Origin of the sequence: Rosenbergiella collisarenosi (assembly GCF_018494085.1) — a bacterium.
GTDB lineage: Bacteria > Pseudomonadota > Gammaproteobacteria > Enterobacterales > Enterobacteriaceae > Rosenbergiella > Rosenbergiella collisarenosi.
In genome coordinates, this window is the sequence record NZ_JABBFP010000004.1 from 36,209 (window position 1) to 58,934 (window position 22,726).

At 52.4% G+C, this 22,726-nt stretch carries 21 protein-coding genes and 1 other RNA gene; 5 read left to right on the forward strand and 17 right to left on the reverse strand.

Features of this window, described 5'->3' with window-relative positions:
* Nucleotides 1–62: 62 nt before the first annotated feature.
* The 6 genes from HGT70_RS08005 to xerD all read right to left on the reverse strand — a co-directional run bounded on the left by HGT70_RS08005 (nucleotide 63) and on the right by xerD (nucleotide 8,244).
* Nucleotides 63–1,529: a capsule assembly Wzi family protein gene (locus HGT70_RS08005; RefSeq protein WP_214195675.1), complete on the reverse strand. Its 1,467-nt coding sequence runs from the start codon at nucleotides 1,527–1,529 to the stop codon at nucleotides 63–65.
* Nucleotides 1,530–2,173: 644 nt separating this feature from the next.
* Entirely contained in the window at nucleotides 2,174–3,694 is a 1,521-nt protein-coding gene (lysS, locus tag HGT70_RS08010) for a lysine--tRNA ligase (RefSeq protein WP_071431781.1), read from the reverse strand.
* Nucleotides 3,695–3,705: 11 nt separating this feature from the next.
* Nucleotides 3,706–4,804, reverse strand: a protein-coding gene (gene prfB / locus HGT70_RS08015; RefSeq protein WP_157725366.1) for a peptide chain release factor 2 whose coding sequence is annotated in 2 segments (ribosomal slippage) — nucleotides 3,706–4,728 and nucleotides 4,730–4,804 — 1,098 coding nt in all. Because the reading frame shifts where the segments join, the coding sequence is not laid out codon by codon here.
* Nucleotides 4,805–4,889: 85 nt separating this feature from the next.
* Nucleotides 4,890–6,620 (reverse strand): single-stranded-DNA-specific exonuclease RecJ, encoded by a 1,731-nt coding sequence (gene recJ, locus HGT70_RS08020; RefSeq protein WP_214195546.1) that lies wholly within the window; start codon nucleotides 6,618–6,620, stop codon nucleotides 4,890–4,892.
* Between the two features lie 4 nt (nucleotides 6,621–6,624).
* Nucleotides 6,625–7,326: a bifunctional protein-disulfide isomerase/oxidoreductase DsbC gene (dsbC, locus tag HGT70_RS08025; RefSeq protein WP_214195676.1), complete on the reverse strand. Its 702-nt coding sequence runs from the start codon at nucleotides 7,324–7,326 to the stop codon at nucleotides 6,625–6,627.
* Between the two features lie 30 nt (nucleotides 7,327–7,356).
* Nucleotides 7,357–8,244: a site-specific tyrosine recombinase XerD gene (xerD, locus tag HGT70_RS08030; protein WP_071431785.1), complete on the reverse strand. Its 888-nt coding sequence runs from the start codon at nucleotides 8,242–8,244 to the stop codon at nucleotides 7,357–7,359.
* Between the two features lie 141 nt (nucleotides 8,245–8,385).
* On the opposite strand from xerD, the gene fldB reads away from it, so the two are divergent.
* Nucleotides 8,386–8,904 (forward strand): flavodoxin FldB, encoded by a 519-nt coding sequence (gene fldB, locus HGT70_RS08035; RefSeq protein ID WP_214195547.1) that lies wholly within the window; start codon nucleotides 8,386–8,388, stop codon nucleotides 8,902–8,904.
* A 4-nt stretch (nucleotides 8,905–8,908) separates the two neighbouring features.
* Here the strand turns inward: fldB and HGT70_RS08040 are convergent, their stop codons facing one another.
* Both HGT70_RS08040 and sdhE read right to left on the reverse strand, forming a co-directional pair.
* Nucleotides 8,909–9,325 carry a protein YgfX gene (locus tag HGT70_RS08040; protein ID WP_214195548.1) on the reverse strand — a complete coding sequence of 139 codons (417 nt, stop codon included), beginning with the start codon at nucleotides 9,323–9,325 and terminating at the stop codon, nucleotides 8,909–8,911.
* The gene (gene sdhE / locus HGT70_RS08045) at nucleotides 9,300–9,566 is read right to left on the reverse strand and encodes an FAD assembly factor SdhE (RefSeq protein WP_214195677.1); all 267 of its coding nucleotides are present in this window, start codon (nucleotides 9,564–9,566) and stop codon (nucleotides 9,300–9,302) included. The genes HGT70_RS08040 and sdhE overlap by 26 nt, the downstream gene beginning before the upstream one ends.
* Nucleotides 9,567–9,794: 228 nt before the next feature.
* On the opposite strand from sdhE, the gene ygfZ reads away from it, so the two are divergent.
* Nucleotides 9,795–10,754: a tRNA-modifying protein YgfZ gene (ygfZ, locus tag HGT70_RS08050; RefSeq protein ID WP_214195549.1), complete on the forward strand. Its 960-nt coding sequence runs from the start codon at nucleotides 9,795–9,797 to the stop codon at nucleotides 10,752–10,754.
* 48 nt (nucleotides 10,755–10,802) lie between these two features.
* Here the strand turns inward: ygfZ and trhA are convergent, their stop codons facing one another.
* The 9 genes from trhA to HGT70_RS08095 form a co-directional block, all read right to left on the reverse strand.
* Entirely contained in the window at nucleotides 10,803–11,456 is a 654-nt protein-coding gene (gene trhA / locus HGT70_RS08055; RefSeq protein ID WP_071431791.1) for a PAQR family membrane homeostasis protein TrhA, read from the reverse strand.
* A 140-nt stretch (nucleotides 11,457–11,596) separates the two neighbouring features.
* Nucleotides 11,597–14,464, reverse strand: a complete 2,868-nt coding sequence (gcvP, locus tag HGT70_RS08060; protein ID WP_214195550.1) for an aminomethyl-transferring glycine dehydrogenase — start codon at nucleotides 14,462–14,464, stop codon at nucleotides 11,597–11,599.
* Between the two features lie 8 nt (nucleotides 14,465–14,472).
* The gene (gene gcvH, locus HGT70_RS08065) at nucleotides 14,473–14,859 is read right to left on the reverse strand and encodes a glycine cleavage system protein GcvH (RefSeq protein ID WP_071431795.1); all 387 of its coding nucleotides are present in this window, start codon (nucleotides 14,857–14,859) and stop codon (nucleotides 14,473–14,475) included.
* Nucleotides 14,860–14,873: 14 nt separating this feature from the next.
* Nucleotides 14,874–15,968, reverse strand: a complete 1,095-nt coding sequence (gene gcvT / locus HGT70_RS08070; protein ID WP_214195551.1) for a glycine cleavage system aminomethyltransferase GcvT — start codon at nucleotides 15,966–15,968, stop codon at nucleotides 14,874–14,876.
* A gap of 359 nt (nucleotides 15,969–16,327) precedes the next feature.
* Nucleotides 16,328–16,969 (reverse strand): bifunctional nicotinamidase/pyrazinamidase, encoded by a 642-nt coding sequence (gene pncA, locus HGT70_RS08075; RefSeq protein ID WP_214195552.1) that lies wholly within the window; start codon nucleotides 16,967–16,969, stop codon nucleotides 16,328–16,330.
* Nucleotides 16,970–16,978: 9 nt separating this feature from the next.
* Entirely contained in the window at nucleotides 16,979–18,187 is a 1,209-nt protein-coding gene (gene ubiI / locus HGT70_RS08080; protein WP_214195553.1) for an FAD-dependent 2-octaprenylphenol hydroxylase, read from the reverse strand.
* Between the two features lie 15 nt (nucleotides 18,188–18,202).
* Complete coding sequence (ubiH, locus tag HGT70_RS08085; protein ID WP_214195554.1) at nucleotides 18,203–19,381, reverse strand: 2-octaprenyl-6-methoxyphenyl hydroxylase; 1,179 nt, start codon at nucleotides 19,379–19,381, stop codon at nucleotides 18,203–18,205.
* Entirely contained in the window at nucleotides 19,378–20,721 is a 1,344-nt protein-coding gene (gene pepP, locus HGT70_RS08090) for a Xaa-Pro aminopeptidase (RefSeq protein ID WP_342355575.1), read from the reverse strand. Before pepP ends, ubiH begins: the two co-directional genes overlap by 4 nt.
* A gap of 41 nt (nucleotides 20,722–20,762) precedes the next feature.
* On the reverse strand, nucleotides 20,763–21,332 hold the full coding sequence (locus HGT70_RS08095; protein WP_071431805.1) for a YecA/YgfB family protein: 570 nt from the start codon (nucleotides 21,330–21,332) through the stop codon (nucleotides 20,763–20,765).
* A gap of 163 nt (nucleotides 21,333–21,495) precedes the next feature.
* On the opposite strand from HGT70_RS08095, the gene zapA reads away from it, so the two are divergent.
* The 3 genes from zapA to HGT70_RS08110 all read left to right on the forward strand — a co-directional run bounded on the left by zapA (nucleotide 21,496) and on the right by HGT70_RS08110 (nucleotide 22,726).
* Nucleotides 21,496–21,825: a cell division protein ZapA gene (zapA, locus tag HGT70_RS08100; protein WP_048912634.1), complete on the forward strand. Its 330-nt coding sequence runs from the start codon at nucleotides 21,496–21,498 to the stop codon at nucleotides 21,823–21,825.
* Between the two features lie 41 nt (nucleotides 21,826–21,866).
* A non-coding RNA gene (gene ssrS, locus HGT70_RS08105) (6S RNA) lies at nucleotides 21,867–22,050 on the forward strand.
* A gap of 79 nt (nucleotides 22,051–22,129) precedes the next feature.
* A complete protein-coding gene (locus tag HGT70_RS08110) occupies nucleotides 22,130–22,726 on the forward strand; it encodes a 5-formyltetrahydrofolate cyclo-ligase (protein ID WP_425328684.1) in 597 nt (198 codons plus the stop codon).

Here is a 22,726-nt window from a genome sequence, read left to right on the forward strand (position 1 = left end):
TATTCACTAAAGTGGGTAAATCGCTGCCAGAACCGATTCCAGTTAGTCAGCAGCGGTTATTGTTATAATTGGAAAGGTACTTCTATTGAGGCACTGGCCCCAACATCGTCGCTATCGTTATGATTGGCATCGGTGTACCAGGTCGCGAGGTTTAGCCTTACCGATTTATAGATATCGCCGCCCCAGCCAAGGGTCACGCCTTTAAGGGTATCCGCATGTGGGAAGGTGCGGTTTTGGCGTTGGTCCTCTGGGTTAACCTTGGCCCAGAATAGGCGGGCACTCCAGCGTTGGTTATCTTCGGTGACCAGCTCGGTCTTACCGACTAACATCCTGCCATCGCCGCCTAAAGTGTCGCCTAATGCATAACCCTGCTGATAATAGCCATCGGTATAGATATGGTGCTGGTAGCTGTAGTTTTTATTTTTAAAGTCTGTACGGGTATCGTGGCCTTCGACATACCAGTTTAGGGCGTTGCGACCGATACTATGGTGCCCTTCAATCCCAGCAAGATACATATTAGAAGATGGCAGTTTACCGGCTTCATCCTCTCCGACTAGCTGACCATAAAGACTAATTGGAATTCCGAGGGTTGGCTCGAGTTTTAATTTACCATCAAAGCCGGCTAGCTGGTTGCCCGGTTCGTTAGGGTCGTTGGCCCCGGTATTATCGTTGCCGGAGAAGGCATCCCAGAAATTACCCATAGATTGTGGGCGTCCCCGCCCACCCCATTGAATAATGCGGCTGGCCCCCAGTTCTAACGAGTCGAACGGCGAGACCGTTAGGCGCATACCGATAATCTTGGTGTGTGGCACCGCGCTATATTGCGATTCTTGCGCGGCGGAGATCTGGTACTGCCAAGGGCCGACCCAGTTTAGCCACCAGGTTTCCGGGGCGGTCTGCTTGGAGCGTGACAGCATAAAGCCGGTCAGCGGGCGGGCGTTATCGGAGCGAATCAAGCTGCCTTCGTAACCCGGGCCCCACCACTGCGGCGTCTCACCGAAGGAAAGCCACTGTCCCCATAGTTTTACGGCACCGTAGCTATTGTTCAGGTTAGCGTGGGAAGGGGATTGGATCTGGCGGTCGCCCTCAAGATTACCCTGAAGGTTTACATCCCACCATTCGCCGCTATTGCTGGCGGTGACGGAGAGCTTAGAATCGGCGGTCGGCGAGTTAGCGAAGCTACGCGGCTGACCGCTATTATCGGTCGCGCCGTAGGCGTTGACGCGAACGTCGGATTTTAATGTCTGTAGGCGCTCTTGGACGCGTTCGACGGCAAGCTGTTCGGAGGCATAAGAAGGATGCGCCTTATCTAGGGCGTGTTCGATCGCCTCTTGGCTAAGCGGCCAAGTGCTAAGGCTAAGTTTGATCACGCCGCGATCGGCAAGCCAACTTAAGTCAGAGCGTAGGTCACTGTCTGGAAGGATCAGCCCGGCAGCGGTAGCGTTCAGGGAAGGATAAAGGGAAATACCAATAACTAAGGCTAATAAAGAGTGTCGATTAACACGTTTCGCACCTGACGCTCGCTGCATCTGTTGTTTCTCCGTAACATCCATTAAATTTGCCCGCTACCCGATGGGTCGATCAGGGGTGGGGGATTCGGTTGACCAAGGTGAAAGAGTAATTTTTGTTATTTATTTTTTTATTAGTCGAATTATTGCGCTATCGGGCTAAGAGTCTACCCTTAATATAAGGTGACTTTAACTAAAAAAACGATTACTGCCCCAATTAGCGGTAAGACCGTTTTAGGCACGCTACCGCCCCTGGCTTGTAGTAACCAGAGCACCTTTACAACATTTTGTTTCTAATAGAGAATTATCTTAACAGTTTATCGGCTGCGATTAAAAAGCCAATTTACTTCTTACAATGAAAAAAATTAATCATCGATAAAATATAAGATTACCGAATAGAATCACTAAAATATCGCTGAATCGTTACAAATTCCTGCCCTTAATCATAGACTTAGCTAGAAAATACCTTGATTAAAGTCAACCTATTCTTCTTTAAAAGTAGAGATTTGTCAAAATTTGTCATGACATTAAAGGGGATTGGCGGGGATTAAAACAGATTAATTCTTAATTTCTAAAAATTTACACTTTTCTTATAAATATTACTTACCCATTGACGTAAAAAAACCCGCCGAAGCGGGTTTAGCTGTTAAGCCTTAGACTCTGGCTTATTTACTACCGGGACGCAGTGCCGGGAACAGAATAACGTCACGAATGGTATGGCTGTTGGTGAATAACATCACCATACGGTCGATACCGATGCCTAGTCCCGCCGTCGGCGGCAAGCCGTGCTCCAGCGCGGTGACATAATCTTCGTCGTAGAACATCGCTTCGTCGTCACCCGCGTCTTTGGCATTAACTTGCTGCAAGAAGCGCTCGGCCTGATCTTGTGCGTCGTTCAGCTCGGAGAAGCCGTTACCGATCTCGCGTCCGCCGATAAAGAACTCGAAGCGATCGGTGATCTCTGGATTATCGTCGTTACGACGCGCCAACGGTGAGACTTCAGCCGGGTATTCGGTAATAAAGGTTGGCTGGATCAGCTGTGCTTCCGCGGTCTCTTCGAAAATTTCGGTGACTACGCGGCCGAGGCCCCAGCTTTTCTCGACTTTAATACCGATAGCCTGCGCGATGGCGACGGCCTTATCGAAATCTTCGAGGTCGGTGAGATCGGTCTCTGGACGGTACTTTTTGATCGCTTCACGCATCGTTAACTTATCGAATGGCTTACCGAAATCGAAGGTATGCTCGCCGTAAGGGACTTCGGTAGTGCCGAGTACGTCTTGCGCCAAGGTACGGAATAGGCTCTCGGTCAGTTCGATCAGGTCACGGTAGTCGGCGTAGGCCATATAGAGTTCCATCATGGTGAACTCTGGGTTATGGCGCGGGGAGATGCCTTCGTTACGGAAGTTACGGTTGATCTCGAAAACGCGATCGAAGCCGCCAACCACTAGGCGTTTTAGATAGAGTTCCGGCGCGATACGCAGGTACATATCGATATCGAGCGCGTTATGGTGGGTGATAAACGGACGTGCCGCCGCGCCACCTGGGATGACTTGCATCATCGGCGTCTCGACTTCCATAAACTGACGGTCGACCATAAACTGGCGAACGCCCGCCATGATTTTCGAGCGGATTTGGAAGGTATGACGCGACTCTTCGTTGGCGATCAGATCGAGATAGCGTTGACGGTAACGCGTCTCTTGGTCCGCGAGGCCGTGGAACTTATCGGGTAACGGGCGTAACGCCTTGGTCAATAGGCGTAGCTCGCTACAGTGAATAGAAAGCTCGCCGGTCTTGGTTTTAAATAGCTTGCCGCGTGCCCCCAGAATATCGCCGAGATCCCATTTCTTAAACTGTTCGTTGTAGTAGCCTTCCGCTAAATCGTCACGCGAGACATACAGCTGAATACGGCCGCCAATATCTTGCAGCGTGGCAAAAGAGGCTTTACCCATGATGCGTCGCGTCATCATCCGGCCTGCTACCGTCACTTCGATACCGAGATCTTCGAGTTCTTCTTGGCTCTGCTCGTCGTGACGCTGGTGCAATTCGTCGGAGCGATCGGTAGGACGGAAGTCATTCGGGAAAGGGTTACCCTTCTCGCGCAGCGCATCGAGTTTTTCACGGCGCGCGCTCAGTTCGTTATTCAGTTCTTGGGCGAGATCTGCCGGTGCTGGAGTTTGTTCTGACATAAAAAGGTTCCTTATAGGCCAGCTTTCAGGCTAGCTTCAATAAATCGGTCTAAATCGCCATCGAGGACGGCCTGCGTATTTCGGGTTTCGACACTCGTGCGCAGATCTTTAATGCGCGAATCGTCGAGAACGTAAGAGCGGATCTGGCTGCCCCAGCCGATATCGGATTTGTTATCTTCCATCACCTGTTTCTCGGCATTCTTCTTCTGCATCTCCAGCTCATACAGCTTAGCCTTCATCTGTTTCATCGCTTGATCTTTGTTCTTATGCTGCGAGCGGTCGTTCTGACACTGCGTCACGATCCCACTCGGGACGTGGGTGATACGCACGGCGGATTCGGTACGGTTAACGTGCTGCCCACCGGCTCCCGAGGCACGATAGACGTCGATACGTAAATCTGCCGGGTTGATATCGATATCGATATCATCATCGACTTCTGGATAGATAAAGGCCGAGCTAAAGGAGGTATGGCGACGGCCACCAGAGTCGAAGGGGCTCTTACGCACTAGGCGGTGTACGCCGGTTTCGGTTCTTAACCAGCCGAAGGCGTGATCGCCGATGATTTTCACCGTCGCAGATTTAATTCCCGCCACATCACCGTCGGAGACTTCGATAATCTCGGTCTTAAAGCCTTTTGACTCGGCCCAGCGCAGATACATGCGCAACAACATGTTTGCCCAATCCTGAGCTTCCGTTCCGCCTGAACCCGCCTGCAAGTCAATATAGCAATCGGCACTGTCGTATTCACCGGAGAACATGCGACGAAACTCTAACTCTGCCAGCTTCTTATCGAGCACATCCAGCTCGGCAACGGCTTCGTTAAACGTCTCTTCATCGTCGGCGTCAACCGCAAGTTCGAGTAAACCGCTGACGTCTTCTAGCCCTTGCGCTAATTGGTCGAAGGTCTCGACGATCGCTTCGAGGGTGGAACGCTCTTTACCCAGCGCTTGCGCGCGCTCGGGTTCGTTCCAGACATCAGATTGTTCAAGTTCAGCGTTAACTTCTTCTAAACGCTCATTTTTTGCATCATAGTCAAAGGTACCCCCGAAGAACATCGCTGCGCTCGGTAAGGTCTTGAATACGATTTTTTATCGGATTGATTTCAAACATGGTTTGTCGTCTTAAGTTGAAGATAAAAAAGTAAATCAGAGGGTGCAGATTCTACCCGAAACCACCCTCGGCGTGTAACCTCTTTTTAGGCTTTCGGCCAGAGGTACTCGACTAATAATTGCGCGCTACGTTGTCCGCGATACTCGTTGACGTCTAACTTATAGGCCAAGGTCGCACGCTGCAGGCTCGGATCCGGCCACTGACGCAGGTCAACGTTAAAGGCGATGCCATCGATCAGCGGGCCGCCGTTTACCGGTTCGAGCAGTAGTTTTAGATGCTTTTGCCCGACTAAGCGCTGCTGGAGCAGCTTGAATTCGCCGTCGAACAGCGGCTCCGGGAAGGTCTGTCCCCAAGGGCCTGCATTTCTCAGCATCTCCGCCGTCTCGACGTTTAGATGCTGTGCGCCGAGTTCGCCATCAGACCAGACTACGCCTTGTAGAGCGTCCTGCTCTAGCCAATCGGTGACCAGTTGCGCGAAACAGTCGCGAAAACGAGGGAATTGATCCTCTGCGAGGCTTAAGCCTGCCGCCATCGCATGCCCCCCAAACTTCAGGATCAGCCCGGGATTCTGGCTATCAAGGCGCTCTAATACATCACGAAGATGTAGACCGGCGATCGAGCGGCCAGAGCCTTTCAGCGTGCCGTCCCCAGCCGGGGCGAAGGCGATGACCGGACGATGGAAGCGTTCTTTGAGGCGCGAGGCGACAATGCCGACGACGCCCTGGTGCCACTGCGGATGGTAGAAGGCTAAGCCGCTAGGCAAATGCTGTTGCTGCTCCAGTTGCTCGCAGATCACCAGCGCCTCCTGCTGCATGCCCTGCTCAATCTCTTTACGCGTTTGATTGAGGGCATCCAACTCAACCGCGAGCATTCTTGCCTGCGCCTCGTTGTCGGTAAGCAGGAGCTCGACGCCATGGGACATATCGTCCAAACGTCCGGCCGCATTGAGTCTGGGGCCGAGGGCGAAGCCGAGATCGCTGGCGGCGAGACGCGAGGCTTGCCGTTGGCTGACCTCGAGCAACGCGCGGATCCCTGGCCGGCATTTTCCGGCGCGAATACGCTGCAACCCTTGCCATACCAAGATACGGTTATTGGCATCGAGCGGTACCACGTCGGCCACCGTGCCGAGCGCCACTAAGTCGAGATAAGCCCCGAGGTTGGGAAGCGTTCCGCTAAACCAGCCCTGCTCACGCAGATAAGCGCGTAGCGCCAACATTACGTAGAAGGCCACCCCTACCCCCGCTAGATTTTTTGAGGGGAAGGTCGCATCAAGCAAGTTAGGATTCACCGTTGCGGCCGCTGCAGGCAAGATTTCACCTGGTAGGTGATGGTCGGTAATAATCACCGGGATCCCCAGCTGAGTGGCATGTGCCACGCCACTGACCGAGGAGATGCCATTATCGACCGTAAAAATTAACTGTGCGTGTCGTGCATGCGCGAGATCGACGACCTCGGGACTCAGGCCATAGCCCTGCTCGAAGCGGTTAGGCACCAAGTAGCTCACATGCTGCGCGCCAAATTCTTTCAACGCCAACACAGAGAGTGCGGTACTGGTTGCGCCATCGGCATCGAAATCGCCGATCACCATGATATGCAGGTTATCGCGCATAGCCTGATGCAATAGCTGCACGGCCTGATCGATACCGGTTAACCCGTTAGGGGGTAAGAGGTGGTTTGCACCGCGCTCTAACTGCGCGGCATCGGTGATCCCCCGCTGTAGATAGAGCTGTTGCAGTAACGGTGGAAGGTCGCCCGCAAGGGTAACGTCAGCCGATGGCTGACGTCGTTGTAGTACCGATATAGTGCGTGAAGACAAAAGATTATCCTGCGTTGATGCGGTCCAGATACTGTTTTAGCTCGTTCGGACCTTGATAGCCGGGGATCATCACCCCATTTTTCGTCAAAATAGCTGGGGTACCCTGAATGCCGTACAACAAGCCAAGTTGGTATTGTTTGCCGATATCGACATTACAGCTGGCGGCGGCTGGCGTTTTTCCGGCCATCGCCGCATCGAATGCGGCATTACGATCTTTTGCACACCAGATATTTTTCATCGCCTTCGCGACGTCGCCTTGTAGCCCTTCGCGCGGGAAGGCTAAGTAGCGCACGGTGATGCCCAGTGCATTATAGTCTGAGATCTGTTGATGGAGCTTATGGCAGTAGCCACAGGTGATATCGGTAAACACCGTAACAACGTGTTGCTCTTTCGGTGCTTTGTACACGATCATCTGCGGAGCTAGCGCTTCCACTTTTTTATCCAGCGTCTGGAAGGTAACGTTTACCGGGGTTTTGCCGCTGATGTCATAGAGCGGACCTTGGATCATCTGCTTACCATCGTCGGTGACATATAGCACACCGTTATCGGTTAATACGGTACTCACACCAGAGAGTGGCGATGGCTGAATATCGCTGATACTTACGCCCAATTTAGTCAGTGACTGGATGATCCCCGCGTTGTTGGCGTAGCTCGCCGTCGAGAAGGTCGCTAATAACGCCACCATAGAGATCAATGATTTTTTCAGCATTTCCGTATCCTTATTTGCCATCCCAATTTACGCACGAGGATGGTGCTGTTGATGCAGTTGACGAAGTCGTTCGTTGGCAACATGCGTATAAATTTGCGTGGTCGAGAGGTCACTGTGCCCGAGCAGCATTTGCACGACGCGCAGATCGGCGCCATGATTCAGTAAATGTGTGGCGAAGGCATGGCGTAACACGTGCGGTGAGAGCTTAGCGCTGTCGATACCGGCGAGCAGCGCATAGTGCTTAATGCGGTGCCAAAAGGTTTGTCGCGTCATCTGCTGCCCACGCTTGCTGGGGAAGACTATATCAATTTTTGCGCCATTAATCAGCCAAGGTCGGCCATGTTCCAGATAATTTTCTAGCCAGTATACCGCCTCCTCGCCCAACGGGACTAATCGCTCCTTGTTCCCTTTACCGAGGATCCGCACGACGCCTTGGCGCAAGCTGATGTCGCTAAGCGTGAGGCCGGTTAGCTCCGAGACCCGCAGCCCGGTGGCATATAATAACTCGATCATCGCTTTGTCGCGCAGCTCTAAGGGGATCTCCGTCGAGGGGGCATCCAGTAAGCGTGCGACCTGTGCCTCGCTCAAATCCTTGGGTAAGCGTTGCGGAAGTTTAGGCGAGGAGAGCAACGCACTCGGATCGTCGACACGCAGCTGCTCGCGATAGAGGTATTGAAATAACTGGCGCATCGCACTGAGTTGCCGCGCCGAGCTAGTCGCGCGATAGCCACCCTCAAGCTTTTCGGCCAAGAAACCTTGTAAGTCTAGGGCACTGACGGTGAGTAACGCCAGCTGATGGGCATCTAGCCACTCTACGAGCTGTTTAAGGTCGCGACGGTAAGCCTCTAGGGTGTTCTCTGCTAAGTTACGTTCTATCCATAACTGGTCAAGGAACCCTTCGAGTAACGGGTCCATTGACGGTATTGGCGTCGATGTCGACATAGATCCCTCGTCCGATGGCATAAGCTAAACTGCCGCTATTATGCATCAACTACGCCTCGCTGTATGCTTTCTGATACACTCACCCCAGAATAGGAACCTGAGAGTCAATCGAGTATGAAAATAGGGTTATTTTACGGTTCGAGTACCTGCTACACCGAGATGGCCGCCGAGAAAATTCAGGCCTTTATCGGCCACGATCTCGTGACCTTACATAATGTTAAAGACGACGCGCTCGCCACAATGCACGACTACGATTTACTGATCCTCGGGATGCCAACATGGGATTTCGGCGAATTACAGGAAGATTGGGAGGCACATTGGCAGACGCTGGCCGATCTGGATCTGAGCGGTAAGATTGTCGCGCTATACGGAATGGGTGACCAGGCGGGCTATAGCGAGTGGTTTTTAGATGCGCTGGGTATGCTGCATGATCTCTTACAAGCGAAAGGCGTTACGTTCGTCGGCTACTGGCCAATAAGTGGCTATGAGTTTATCAGCCGCAAGCCTTTAACCGCAGACGGCGAGCAGTTCGTTGGCTTGGCCTTAGACGATGTCAACCAATTCGAAGAGACCGATAGCCGTATCGAGAACTGGTGTGAGCAGGTGCTTAACGAAGTGTCGGCGCTATTATAGCTACCTACTGCCACCGCCGATTGCGTCCCTTTAGCCAATAGAAGCGCAATTCACGCCACGCTTGTTCGGACATGCTATCCGCCATTAGCCACCAGCGATGGTGGTGAGGGCCGCAACGCCAGCTCAGCATTACCCCCCAAGGCATCCAACACAGTGGCGCGGTGAGTCGCCACTGTTGCTGCTGCCACGTCCAAGCCTCTTGATCATCGAAACTCACTATTCCGCTCCGCGATTGAATACGCCGTAATAGGTATCGCCGCTCAACCGCGAGTGCCAGCACCGCGAGCGGTTTGAGTAGAAAGAAGCCACCATGCCAAGGTGTGAGGAGAATCAGTACGAGGCCAGCGCATATCCAGCCATTCGCCACCCATAGGGCATGGCGTGAAACGCGTAACTCAGTTTGCCACAGGCCCGCGTGCACTATTGCGCGTCCGGATTAGTTCCACCATGTTTTTCAGCGCGTCGTTCGCCGGTTGCCCATGGCCCATCAACCAATTAAATAAATCGGGATCGTCGGCCTTGAGTAAGGCGATAAACGTACGTTTCTGTTCGTCGGTTAAAGTGTGATATTCGTATTCGAAAAAAGGGCGCACGGCGATGTCTAGCTCTAACATACCCCGACGACAAGCCCAGTTAATACGCGACGTCTCTTCAATGCCTATTTCTGTTGTGTCCACACTTCATTCCTCTATGATTACCTTAACGAGAGGCGAAGAGTGTACCTCAGAGGCTGGATAAACGGCAGCGTAAATCACCCGCTATTCGGCCTATCTCGCACTTTTAAGCTTGCTAATCTCTTTTCAGGCTTTACGCTTTATTGAATAATGATAGCCATATTGTCAAGCAGCACCCTTGCTTGCTTCTTCACTGTTGTACGACAGGAGATAGCCATGAATTCCCAACCGACCCCTGCCCCCGCTGCTGAAGATCTCTTCATCTGCTCCCTGACAGACTGGGCGCTCGTCACCGCGCAAGGTGCGGATGCCACCGCCTATCTACAGGGGCAACTGACTGCAGACCTGAGTCTCTTGGCGGAGGATACTCATCAACTGGCCGCACACTGCGATGCGAAAGGAAAGATGTGGAGTAATCTGCGTATTTTTCACGACGGTGAGGGATATAGCTATCTGTTACGCCGCGAAGTCCGTGAGCAGCAACTCGCCGAAATTAAGAAGTACGCGGTGTTCTCAAAAATCACCTTTGCCGCCGACGATAGTCGAACGCTGATCGGCGTTATGGGCGAGCAGGCGGCAGAATACCTCGCGCAATATTTTACACAGCTGCCCGATGCCTCGCACCCTAAAGTGGTCGAGGGTACATCTGTGCTGTTGTGGTTAGCGACGCCCGATAACCGCTACCTTATCATTACCGATGCCACCAAAGCCGAAGCCCTGCTTTGCTCTGACGCCGTCAGGGATCAACAACGCTGGCTAGCGGCCGATATCGCTGCCGGGCTTCCTATTATCGATGCGGTGAATGCCGCGCAGTTTATTCCACAGGCCACCAACTTACAGGCTTTAGGCGCCATTAGTTTTAAAAAAGGCTGCTATAGCGGACAAGAGATGGTGGCGCGAGCGAAATACCGTGGAGCGAATAAGCGCGCGCTATACTGGCTAGCGGGTTCGGCGACTGAGGCAGTCCCCGCGGGCCATGCTATTGAATTACAGATGGGTGATAAATGGCGTAAGACCGGCACCGTACTGAGTTCCGTACTGGTAAATGCCCATCAGCTGTGGGTACAAATTGTGTTAAACAACGACCTCGGTGTGGATGAGCTATTTCGAGTAGAGGGTCAACCTGATAGCGAACTGCGTATTCAGCCACTGCCCTATTCACTCGAAGACGCTTAGCCCTTGATCAGGGAGGGCACTTACGATCAGCGCCCTCCCTGCTTATCATTATTTAATATAGAAATAGATAGCGCAGAAATGGCAGATCGCTCCGCCTAATACAAAGGCATGCCATATCGCGTGGTTGAAGGGGATGCGACGATTCGCATAAAAGATCACTCCTAACGAGTAGACTATCCCACCAATCGCGAGTAGCCATACGCTTGCCGCTGACAGCTTAGTTGCCATTTGGTAGATCACCACTAGCGACAACCAGCCCATGAGGAGATAGGTGACCAGCGATAGCACCTTGAATCGATGGGCAAATACTAATTTAAAGATAATCCCCATCAGTGCCAGTAGCCATATCACCACCATTAACCCCTCGGCTAAAGGCGAACGCAATCCGACGAGTAAAAAGGGGGTGTAGGTGCCCGCGATGAGTAGATAGATTGCGCAATGGTCAATTTTTTTTAACCAAGGTTTGGCATGCTCATAAGGGATGGCATGGTAAAGCGTCGAGGCAAGAAATAGCACTATCATGCTGCCACCATACAAGCTGTAACTGATCAGCGTGATGGTATCGGCGTCGCGTTGTAAAGCTTGGGAGAGCAGCAACACTAAGCCAACAACCCCAAACAGACAACCTAGGCCATGACTTACACTATTCGCTATTTCTTCCGCCAATGAATAACCGGGAGAGAGAGTCTGTGTTTTGGCCATAACCGCGATATTAACTCCTAATGTTGCGATGACTGTTTCACTACACTAACTGAGAATAAATTCAGAGTACACCTGTACGCTCAATTAAAACTGTGAATAGGTGTAACAACCCTCCCCAGTAAGGAGGGTTATCGAGGCCTTTATTGATAGTCGCTAATCGGTACGCAGGAACAACTCAAATGGCGATCGCCATACACATCGTCCAACCTTTTGACGGTCGGCCAATATTTATTGTCCGTCGCGGTAGGAAAAACGGCTACCTCACGGCTGTAAGGGTGCGACCAATCTGTCAGCAGTTCCTGTTGAATATGTGGCGCATTTACCAGTGGGTTATCGTCTAGCGGCCATACACCGTTTGCGACCTGCTCAATTTCTTGGCGGATCGCCAGCATCGCAGTAATAAATCGATCGAGTTCGACGAGGCTTTCCGACTCGGTAGGTTCTACCATCAAGGTTCCCGTTACCGGGAAAGACATAGTCGGCGCATGGAAACCGTAGTCGATCAGGCGCTTGGCAATATCCATCTCACTAATTCCCGTGCGCTCCTTTATCGGACGAATATCCAATATGCATTCGTGCGCGACACGGCCGTCGGGGCCGCTGTAGAGGATGTGATAGGCAGGAGCTAAGCGGGTGGCAATGTAGTTAGCATTGAGAATGGCGATGGAACTAGCCTGTTTCAGCCCCTCACCGCCCATCATCCTGATATACATCCAACTGATCGGCAGGATAGAGGCACTACCAAACGGGGCGGCGGTAACAGCCCCCTGCTCGGTCAGCAGCGTTGAGCTGACCACGCTATGCCCGGGAACGAAAGGCGCGAGATGCGCCTTAACCCCGATCGGCCCCATTCCCGGTCCCCCGCCACCATGCGGAATACAGAAGGTCTTATGCAAGTTGAGGTGCGAGACATCTGCCCCAATATGGCCGGGAGTGGTGATCCCTACTTGCGCATTCATATTGGCGCCATCGAGATAGACCTGCCCGCCGTGCTGATGCACAATCTCACAGACCTCACGGATGGTCTGTTCATAGACGCCGTGGGTAGAGGGATAGGTGACCATGATGCAGGAGAGATTCTCCGCCGCTTCGCTCGCCTTGCTACGTAAATCCGCGACGTCGATATTACCTTGCGCATCGCAGGCCACCACCACGACTTCCATACCAGCCATTTGTGCCGACGCGGGATTTGTCCCATGCGCCGAGGCAGGAATGAGACAAATATAGCGCTGCCCTTGCTGGCGGCTCTCATGATAGCGACGAATTGCCAGCAAGCCTGCATACTCCCCCTGTGCCCCAGAGTTAGGCTGCATACAGAGCGCATCGTAACCCGTAAGGGTAATCAGCCATTCGGAGAGCTGTTCGATCATCTGTAAGTAGCCTGCCGCTTGGTGAGTCGGGCAGAAAGGATGTAGCTCGGCAAACTCCGGCCAAGTTATGGGGAGCATTTCGGCAACCGCATTCAGCTTCATGGTACAGGACCCCAGCGGGATCATCGCTTGGTTAAGCGCCAAGTCTTTACGCTCAAGCTTGTGTAGGTAGCGCAACATCTCGGTTTCGCTGTGGTAACGATTGAACACGGGATGAGCGAGGATCGCGTCGCTACGCCGTAAGCCCTCTGGGATAATAGACTGCTGGCATGCCGCCACGTCTTGTTGTGCAAAGTCGAGGGGTAGCTCGCGCCCCAGTAGTACTTCCACGAGGGTGACAATATCCGCTCGCTGTGTGGTTTCATCCAGTGTGATACCGACAGCATTAGGCAGGTCGGTACGTAGGTTAATGTGCTGCTGTTTGGCGCGTTGAAGCACCGCATTTTTATCCGCAACCTCTATCGTTAGTGTGTCGAACCACTGCACGTAACGCAGCTTTAGTCCTTGCTGTTGTAAGGTAAGAGCGAGGATTTGTGTATAACGGTGGATACGCTGTGCGATACGCATTAGCCCCTGTGGACCATGCCACACGGCATACATCCCGGCAATATTGGCTAATAGCACTTGTGAGGTACAGATGTTGGAGTTGGCCTTCTCCCGACGGATATGCTGTTCGCGGGTTTGCATCGCCATACGCAACGCCGTATTACCTTGTACATCACGAGAGACACCGATAATTCGTCCCGGCATCGCGCGCTTAAAGGCCTCTTTAGTCGCGAAGAAAGCCGCATGTGGACCGCCGTAGCCCATAGGTACACCAAAACGCTGGGAGGATCCAAAAACGATATCGGCCCCTAATTTTCCTGGTGACTCTAGAAGTACTAACGCCATAAATTCGGCGGCCATTGACACGATAACGCCCTGCTCGGATAACGATGCGATAAGCGGGCGATAGTCGTGCAGCTGCCCCTGCGATCCACAATATTGTAAACAAGCCCCGAAGAGATCGTGATGGTCACATGCCCGCTCGGCATCGTCGATCACCAGCTCAAAACCGAAGGTCTCTGCGCGGGTTTTTAAGACGTCGATAGTTTGTGGATGAACATCTTTTGCGATAAAAAATTTATTGGCATGCTTACGTTTACTCACCCGCTTCGCCATCGCCATCGCTTCTGCGGCGGCTGTCGCCTCGTCGAGTAGCGATGCGGACGCGACATCCATGCCGGTCAGATCCAAGGTCACTTGCTGGAAATTAAGCAGAGCCTCTAGCCGGCCTTGAGAGACCTCTGGCTGGTAGGGAGTGTAAGCCGTGTACCAACCGGGATTTTCTAGTAGGTTACGCAGAATAACCGGCGGTGTGTGCACCGCGCTGTAGCCCATACCGATATACGATTTGAAGCGCAGATTCTTCGCGGCAATCGCCTTTAACTCGCTTAACGCCTGATGTTCGCTAGCGGGAGGCAGCTGTAGAGGTGAGGCCGCGAGTTGGATATTTTCAGGAACGATAGACGCAACCAATGTCGATAAGTCAGAGGCACCAATCTGGTGAAGCATCTGCTGCTGTTGCTCGATATCCGGACCGATATGGCGGCGAATGAAGGCATCTGGGTTTTCTAACTGGCAAAGTGTTTGCGTCATCGTTTCACTCACTCGTTAATCAGGGATTGGTAGGTGGCGGCATTCAGTAATTGCTCTAGCTCATGAGGATTGGCGAGCTTTATCTTAAAGAGCCAGCCTGCGTCGTAAGGCGAGGTATTGACCTGCTCAGGGCTATCGCTCAGCGCTTCGTTGACTGCGATAATCTCACCACTGACCGGGGCATAGATATCTGAGGCCGCTTTGACCGATTCCGCTACGGCACAGTCGTCACCCACGGTAACTTCACGGCCAATTTCCGGTAGATCGACAAACACCATGTCCCCGAGGAGGCCTTGCGCATGCTCAGTAATGCCTACGGTGACGGTACCATCGTCTTCCTGACGAACCCATTCATGACTTTCACGATATTTTAATTGTTGTGGAACATTGCTCATTGTCGTCTCCATTGTTAAATCAAAGATTTTCCTGCGCGGACAAAACAGGGTGCGGTCACCGTCACGGGGACCTCTCGCTGACGGATCAGGACGACGGCCTTATCGCCGATCGTCGCCGGTACGCGGGCTAAGGCGATACTGCAGCCAAGCGTTGGCGAGAAGGAGCCGCTGGTGATTATTCCCTGCTGTGGATTACCGTCGATATCGGTAAACAAGACCGGAAGTTCGTTACGCAGCACACCTTTTTCATGTAATACCAAGCCAACCAGTTTTTCATCGCCTAGCGCCCTACGCCGTTCGAGCGCCTCTCTGCCAATAAACTCGCGATCCTCCGGTTGCCAGGCGATAGTCCATGCCATGTTCGCCGCCAAGGGAGAGGTCGATTCATCCATGTCCTGACCATAGAGGTTCAGCCCTGCCTCTAGACGGAGCGTGTCACGCGCCCCTAGCCCTGCCGGTTTCACCCCCGCTAGGCGGAGTTTTCCCCATAGTTCGGCAGCGTGTTCTGCAGGAAGGGCAATTTCATAACCCTGTTCGCCGGTATAGCCGGTTGTAGCGATGAACCAGCCCTCACTCTCTACCGAAAAGAAGGGTTTAAGCCCGCTAACCGCTTGGCGCTGTTGCGCAGACATCACCGATTGCGCCTTGGCGATTGCATCAGGACCTTGCACCGCGATCAAGGCTAAGTCTCGCCGTTCGCTGATCTGGATACCATAGCCTTGCGATTGTTCTGCGATCCACGTTAGGTCATTCTCACGCGTTGCAGAATTGACGACTAATCGGAAATGATGCTCATCGATAAAGTAGACAATTAAGTCGTCGATAACGCCGCCGGATGCATTGAGCATAGCGCTATAGAGGGCCTTACCGCGTAGTGTCAATTTCGCGACATCATTCGCGAGTAAATAGCGTAGGAATTCTCGCGTACGGGCGCCGGTGAGGTCGACAATCGTCATATGGGAAACATCGAACATGCCAGCCGCGCGGCGGACGGCATGGTGTTCGTCGAGTTGTGAACCATAGTGCAGCGGCATTAACCAACCGTGAAAGTCGACCATCCGCGCGCCGCAGGCTTGATGCTGTGCAAAGAGAGGGGTTTGTTGACTCATAACACTCCTTCTACCGCATAAAGTACGCGGTGCGTTAGCTTAGTTAGGTTTGCCGTCAGAGAGGGTGATACGCAAACGTTATCTTCTCGATAAGTTATCACTCATCACTAGGCTTAGCTATAAGCTGAAATAGGGTCAAATAAGAGAGCACCAAGATGGTGCGGCGGAGCTGAGCTTGAGGGATATGTTTCTGTTCGCTGCGGTTAGCGAAAGATGGCGACCTTTGTCACCATTTTCGCGGCAGGATAAAATCAGATATTAAAATGAACGACAAGAGGTATTCGTCGAGAGGGTGATTCAGATTAGTTTTTCTAATTCAAATATTGCCGACTAATTAGAATAAATCAATTTTCACTATCCTAGTGCAATGAACAAGATGTGACGATAGTCACACCGGCCTCTTTCATCGTAGTCGTTGCTTGGTGTAACGAGCCATCGATGTCGATAGCTCGGCAGGCGTCTTCCATGACCCACGTGACTAATCCAGCCTGTGCGGCATCGATCGCCGTCCACGCCACGCAGAAGTCGGTCGCTAACCCAACGATAACCACTTGCTGAATATGCTGAGCTTGTAGCCAAGCCAGTAGGCCGGTTGGGGTGGTACGGTCGGCTTCTAAAAAGGCAGAGTAACTATCGATATCACGATGGATCCCCTTGCGCAGGATCAGCCTTGCATGGGGAATAGCTAAAGACTCAGCTAATTCTGCGCCGGTGCTACCTTGCACGCAGTGATCCGGCCACAAACACTGTGGTCCATAGGGCATATCAATATGTTGGTAGTGGTCGTAGCCCGGATGGGATGAGGCGAAAGAGAGATGGCCTGCCGGATGCCAGTCCTGAGTTATCACTACATTCTGAAACCGAGGCGCAATGCGGTTGATCACGGGGATAATATCATCACCCTGGGTGACCGCTAACGCTCCCCCGGGGAGAAAATCGTTTTGTACATCGACGACGATGAGTGCTGTATGGGCATCGATATGGAGTTCAGGTTGCGGCATCCTTCACCTCTACTCTTTACGTAGCCAATCGGGGAGGTCGTGCTCACCGAGTGCTTGTTTGATCAGCTGGGGTTTGATGCCGGGAAGTTTATCGGCAAGCGTCAGGCCGATGTCACGCACCATTTTTTTCAGCGGATGCTGCCCAGCGAATAGGTCTTGGAAGCTTTGCATGCTCGCGAGCATTTTGGCCGCACTCACTTTACGCAGACGCTCATAACGGCGAAGGTAGAGATGCTGACCGATGTCTTTCCCTTCTTGTTGCAGGCGAAGGAGTTGTCCAATCAGCTCTGCCGCATCCATAAAGCCTAGGTTAACCCCTTGGCCCGCTAGCGGATGGATAGTATGCGCCGCATCGCCGACCAAGGCCAAGCGGTGGCTGGCAAATTGACGGGCGTAACGTGCGGTTAACGGGAAGGTCTTGCGCTCACTCTCTAGCGTGCAAGGCCCCAGCTGCATATCGAGGGTGACAGCCAGCTGCTTACAAAATAGTGACTCATCCATCGCGCTCAGCTTCTTCGCCATTTGCGGCTCGGTCGACCAGACGATAGAGCAGCAATGCGGATCGCTAAACGGCAGAAATGCCAAGATACCTTCGCCATGAAAGACCTGACGTGCAATGCCTTGATGCGGTTGCTCAGTACGAATGTTTGCGACTAAAGCATGGTGCTTATAATCCCAGAAGGTCAGCGGGATATCGGCTTTACTCCGCAGCCAAGAGTGGGCGCCGTCTGCCGCCACCAGTAAACGGGCGGTAAGCATTGTGCCATCTTGTAAGCTAACGAAGGTTTCGTTATCGCCAAATGCCGCCTGTTGTAAGGTTGCTTGCGGGATAAGGGTAACGTGCGGGAGTTTTTCCGCTCGCTGCCAAAGCGCCGCGTGGATCACCGTGTTCTCGACGATGTGACCCAAGCCCTGGCCGCCCATCTGACTGTCGTCGAAGGCAATGTGACCGAAGCTGTCTTTATCCCATACCTTCATGCCGTGGTAGCAGCTGGCACGGCTTTGCAGGATATCCTGCCAAACGCCTACCTTATCAAGTAGCCGCTGGCTCGCGCGGTTGATGGCACTGACACGGACCGATAATGGGTCTTGAGCGGTAAACGTCGGCGCAGGTCCCTGCTCGAGTACCGCAACGCTCAGCCCCGACTCTTTCAGCCCACACGCCACAGCGAGACCGACCATTCCCCCGCCGGCAATAATAATATCGTAGCTTTGCATGCATCTTCTCTTTAATTAACGTTTAACCCAACCCAAAGTACGGCTGGCCAGCTGGTGTTTATATCCAGATACTCGCGCCATCGCCATCAACCCTAGATTACGACCGATGATCAGTGGCAGGTTGTCATTAGCAAATAGACGCACTAATCCGTCAGTAATCGCAATAGTGGTGGCTCTATCGGCTACCCTTCGCTGCTGGTAGCGATTAAGCACGGTGAAGCTCCCTAAGTCTTGGTGTGCAGTATAGGCCTCGGTTAGGTTTTCCGCTAAGCTCATCACATCCCGCAATCCTAGGTTGAAGCCCTGTCCTGCAATGGGGTGTAAGGACTGTGCCGCGTTACCGATGACTACGGCACGATGAGTCGTGAGCGTATCTGCACGGTGTAGGCTCAACGGATATGCTTCCCGCCTTCCCACTTCAGTGAACTGCCCTAATCGCCAACCGAATTCGCGCTGTAACTGCTGTAGAAACGCGCCGTTATCGGCCGCTAAGATCGCCGCACTTTGCGCCGCGTCTACGCACCAGACCAGTGATAAGCGATTACCCGACATCGGTAATAAGGCGATCGGGCCATTAGAGGTAAAGCGCTCGAATGCTTTACCGTTATGAGGTTGCGTACTCCTAATATTCGCGATGATGGCAACTTGCCCATAGTCTTCGCTTTGCCAGCTAAACCCCGCTTCTGCCGCCAAGGCGGAACGATTACCACTCGCGATGATCAGCGTTTGCGCGGTAAGTAGTTCGCCATTTTCTAGGGTGACTGACACCTGCTGTGCAGAGCGCGTCATACTGGCCACTTTCGCTGGGCAGAGTACCGTGACGCCCGGCGCCTGCTGTAGACGCTGAAATAATATTTTTCCGGCGGCATGAAGTTCGATGACATTCCCTAACGCTGGGATATGGTAATCGTCTCGGCATAAGGAAACCTGACCAAGGTGACCACGATCTGAAACGTGAATATCGGTGATCGGAGTCGCTAACGGCTTGAGCGCGGACCAGACACCGATGCGATCGAGTTGCTGACAAGTTCCCGCCGCTAGCGCGATAGCACGACTATCGAAGCCAGGATGTGCAGCACCCGCAGGAGAACTACCCTCGATTAAGGTGACCGGTAATTTACCTTTAGACAGGGTCGATAATGCGAGGGCAAGCGTTGCCCCCGCCATCCCCCCGCCAACGATGATTACGCTCATAGTGGATCATTTCCGCTTGAGCGTGTGGCTTGTGCCGCCTGCATCAATTGCTCAATGGCATCGGGATCTTTAACGACCTGTTCCGTTAGGTTCTCATTTCCAGTTTCGGTAATAACGATATCATCCTCGATCCGAATACCGATACCACGATAACGCTCGGGAACCTCTGCGTCAGGGGCGATATATAATCCTGGCTCCACGGTTAACACCATGCCCGGTTCGAGGACTCGAGTCCGGTCGGCGCTGCCATAGCTACCCACATCATGGACATCGAGCCCTAACCAATGGCTCAGGCCATGCATGAAATAGGGGCGGTAGGCTTTGTCTTCGATGAGTTGGGTCACATCGCCGTTAAGGATACCGAGTTGCACTAAGCCTTCGACCTTGATCTGGATAACGGCGGCGGTCACTTCGGCGATTGTTGTTCCTGGGCGAAACAAGGTTAACGCGGTGGTTAACGCCCTTAAGACAATGTCGTATAGTTCGCGCTGCGCCGTCGAGAATTTCCCGTTAACCGGGAAGGTACGGGTGATATCACCGGCGTAGCCTTTTAGCTCGCAGCCCGCATCGATTAAGACTAAATCCCCCGCTGCTAACCGGGACTCGTTCTCGGTGTAGTGCAGAATGCACGCGTTATCCCCTCCTCCGACAATCGTATTGTAAGAGGGGAAGCGTGAACCATGACGGGAAAACTCGTGATGAATTTCGCCTTCCAGTTGATACTCATACATGCCGGGTTGACACTGCTGCATCGCACGTTGGTGCGCTAAGGCGCTGATCCGCCCTGCCTCACGAAGAACCGCAAGTTCTTCATGATCTTTGATGAGGCGCATCTCGTGGACCAGCGGTCGCCAATCAACGACGGTGGTCGGCGCCTTGAGGTTTTGTCGGCTACCCTCCCGCAGCGTTTTTAACGCAACTGCGACTTTTTCATCGGCAAACGGGTATTCGCCACTCGCGTGGTAGATAGTGGTGAGACCATTAAGGATTTGCGCTAATTGTTGATCGAGCTCCCCCCAAGGTAGCGCCCTATCGACACCGAGTATATCGATAGCAGCCTCTTGCCCAAGCCGACGACCAAACCACACTTCAGCGAGTGGATCACGGTAACGGTTAAAGAGAATACTATGGTTATGGTGATCGTCGCTCTTAACCAAAATAAGCAGTGCTTCAGGCTCGTTGAAGCCAGTGAAGTACCAGAAGTCGCTACTTTGGCGAAAGAGATATTCGGTATCGCGGCTTCTGGTTACCTCAGGTGCGGCAAACAGTAATGCGGCACTACCTGGTTCCATGTGTTTAAGCAGAGCCTGACGCCGTTGCTGATAGTTTTTTTGCGAAATCATACCCTAAGCTCCCTAAAATCCTGTTTACCGAATGAGGATCAATGCAGTGTCGGACCCTGCGTTACCGCTGAGGCGTCCGCTTGAGGTGTATTGAACGTTTCATGACAGAGTAAAGCAGCCACTCGGACGTATTCAATGACTTCCTCCAAAGATTGTGCAAGTTCTTCCGGATCTTCATCTTCGTCGTAGCCTAATTGTGCAATAGTACGCAAATCGTCAATCGCTTCACCGGCTTCGCCTTTCACTTTATCGAGTTTAGGCTGAGTGACGCCTAATCCGAGTAGAAAATGATTGACCCATCCCGCTAGCGCATCGGCTCTTTCGAATAGGTTTTCGTCGTTATCGACCGGCAGAAAGAGTTGGAAATTAAATCCGTCTTCCTCAAGAGACTGCAATGCATTATCGTAGACCGCTTGCAGGGATTGATTGAGTTGGGCAGAGAACGCGATGCCTTCGTTAGTCAGATCGTGAACCAATGCTTTCCAGCTATGATCTTTAGTCCCACCGCAAAGAATACCACTGAGTAATCCATGCATCTCAGCGGCGGTCATGCCGACACCTTGCGTCGCGAGTTCGCTATTAAGCGTGTTATAATTCGGTGAAGTCATAATTATCCATAGTCTTAGGAAAGTGAAGTTAGGCCTATGCTACCATTAGCCCCCTCGTCGATTCCAGAAAAGGGGTTGTAACTTCTGCCTCAGGTAGATATAGTGGCGCCCTTCCAAAGCAAGTGACTTTGGGAGCGGACAACGTAATTATCAGGAAGGTAACATGTCTGCGCAACCGGTAGATATTCATATTTTTGGTCGTTCACTTCGCGTGAACTGTCCACCAGAGCAAAAAGAAGCTCTGCTTTCTGCGGCCGAAGATCTAGACCAACGCCTGCAGGATTTAAAACATAGAACACGTGTCACCAATACCGAGCAACTAGTGTTCATTGCAGCATTGAATATTTGCCATGAGCTTGCGCAAGAAAAGAACAAGACTCGTGATTATGCTAGCAATATGGAACAGCGCATCCGAGTATTGCAACAGACTATTGAACAGGCATTAGTCGAACAAGGGCGAATCAGTGATCGTCCGGAATCTAAATTCGAATAAAGTCTTCGAGGATCCTGTGCTATAATTATCCTCGAACAACGAATTCTCTGAGATGTTTGCAAGCGGGCCAGTCCCCTGAGCCGATATTTAGTACTACTAGAACGTGGCGCCTCATATCTTGTGTGCATGCTCGGTTCGTCCGAGAAGCCTAATGGGTATGACGACATGTTCACCTTGAACCAAGGGTTCAAGGGTTACAGCTCGCAGCGGCATCTCGGAGATCCCCCCCTTCTCCGTATTTTCTCTTTACTGACTCTTTTCCTCATCCTATTATCCTTTAGTGCCCCCACAAGGATGACTCATGATGGAACTCTCGCTCAAGCCACAACGTCACGCTCTACGTCAGCACATGCGCCAGTTAAGGCGTTCTCTCAGCGACGCACAACATTATGCCGCGAGCCAACAACTTGCAGAACATGCCATTTTATTTTCGGTTATCGAGCAGTCTCGAAATATTGCGCTTTTTCTACCGATAGATGGTGAGATCAATACCCGGCCCTTAATCGCTCGCCTGTGGCATCTGGGAAAGCGCGTCTATTTACCTCGTATCGATCCTCTGAGTCCTACTCGCCTGTTGTTTCAACGTTACACGCCGGATACCCAATTAGTTAAGCATCATCTAGGTATGCTCGAGCCGCAGGAAGACTTGTCTGAGTGCTGCCAGTTCGAGGAATTGGATGTAGTCGGTGTGCCGTTAGTCGCCTTCGATAGTCATGGGCATCGACTGGGATTTGGAGGAGGGTTTTACGATCGTTTATTAGCAGATTGGCAGCAGACCCACGTGTTTCCTATCGGTATTGCGCATGATTGTCAGCACCTTGATAACCTGCCGATTGAACCTTGGGACGTTCCTTTGCCTGCCGTGATCACCCCCACTAAATTGTGGCAATGGGGGGAATAA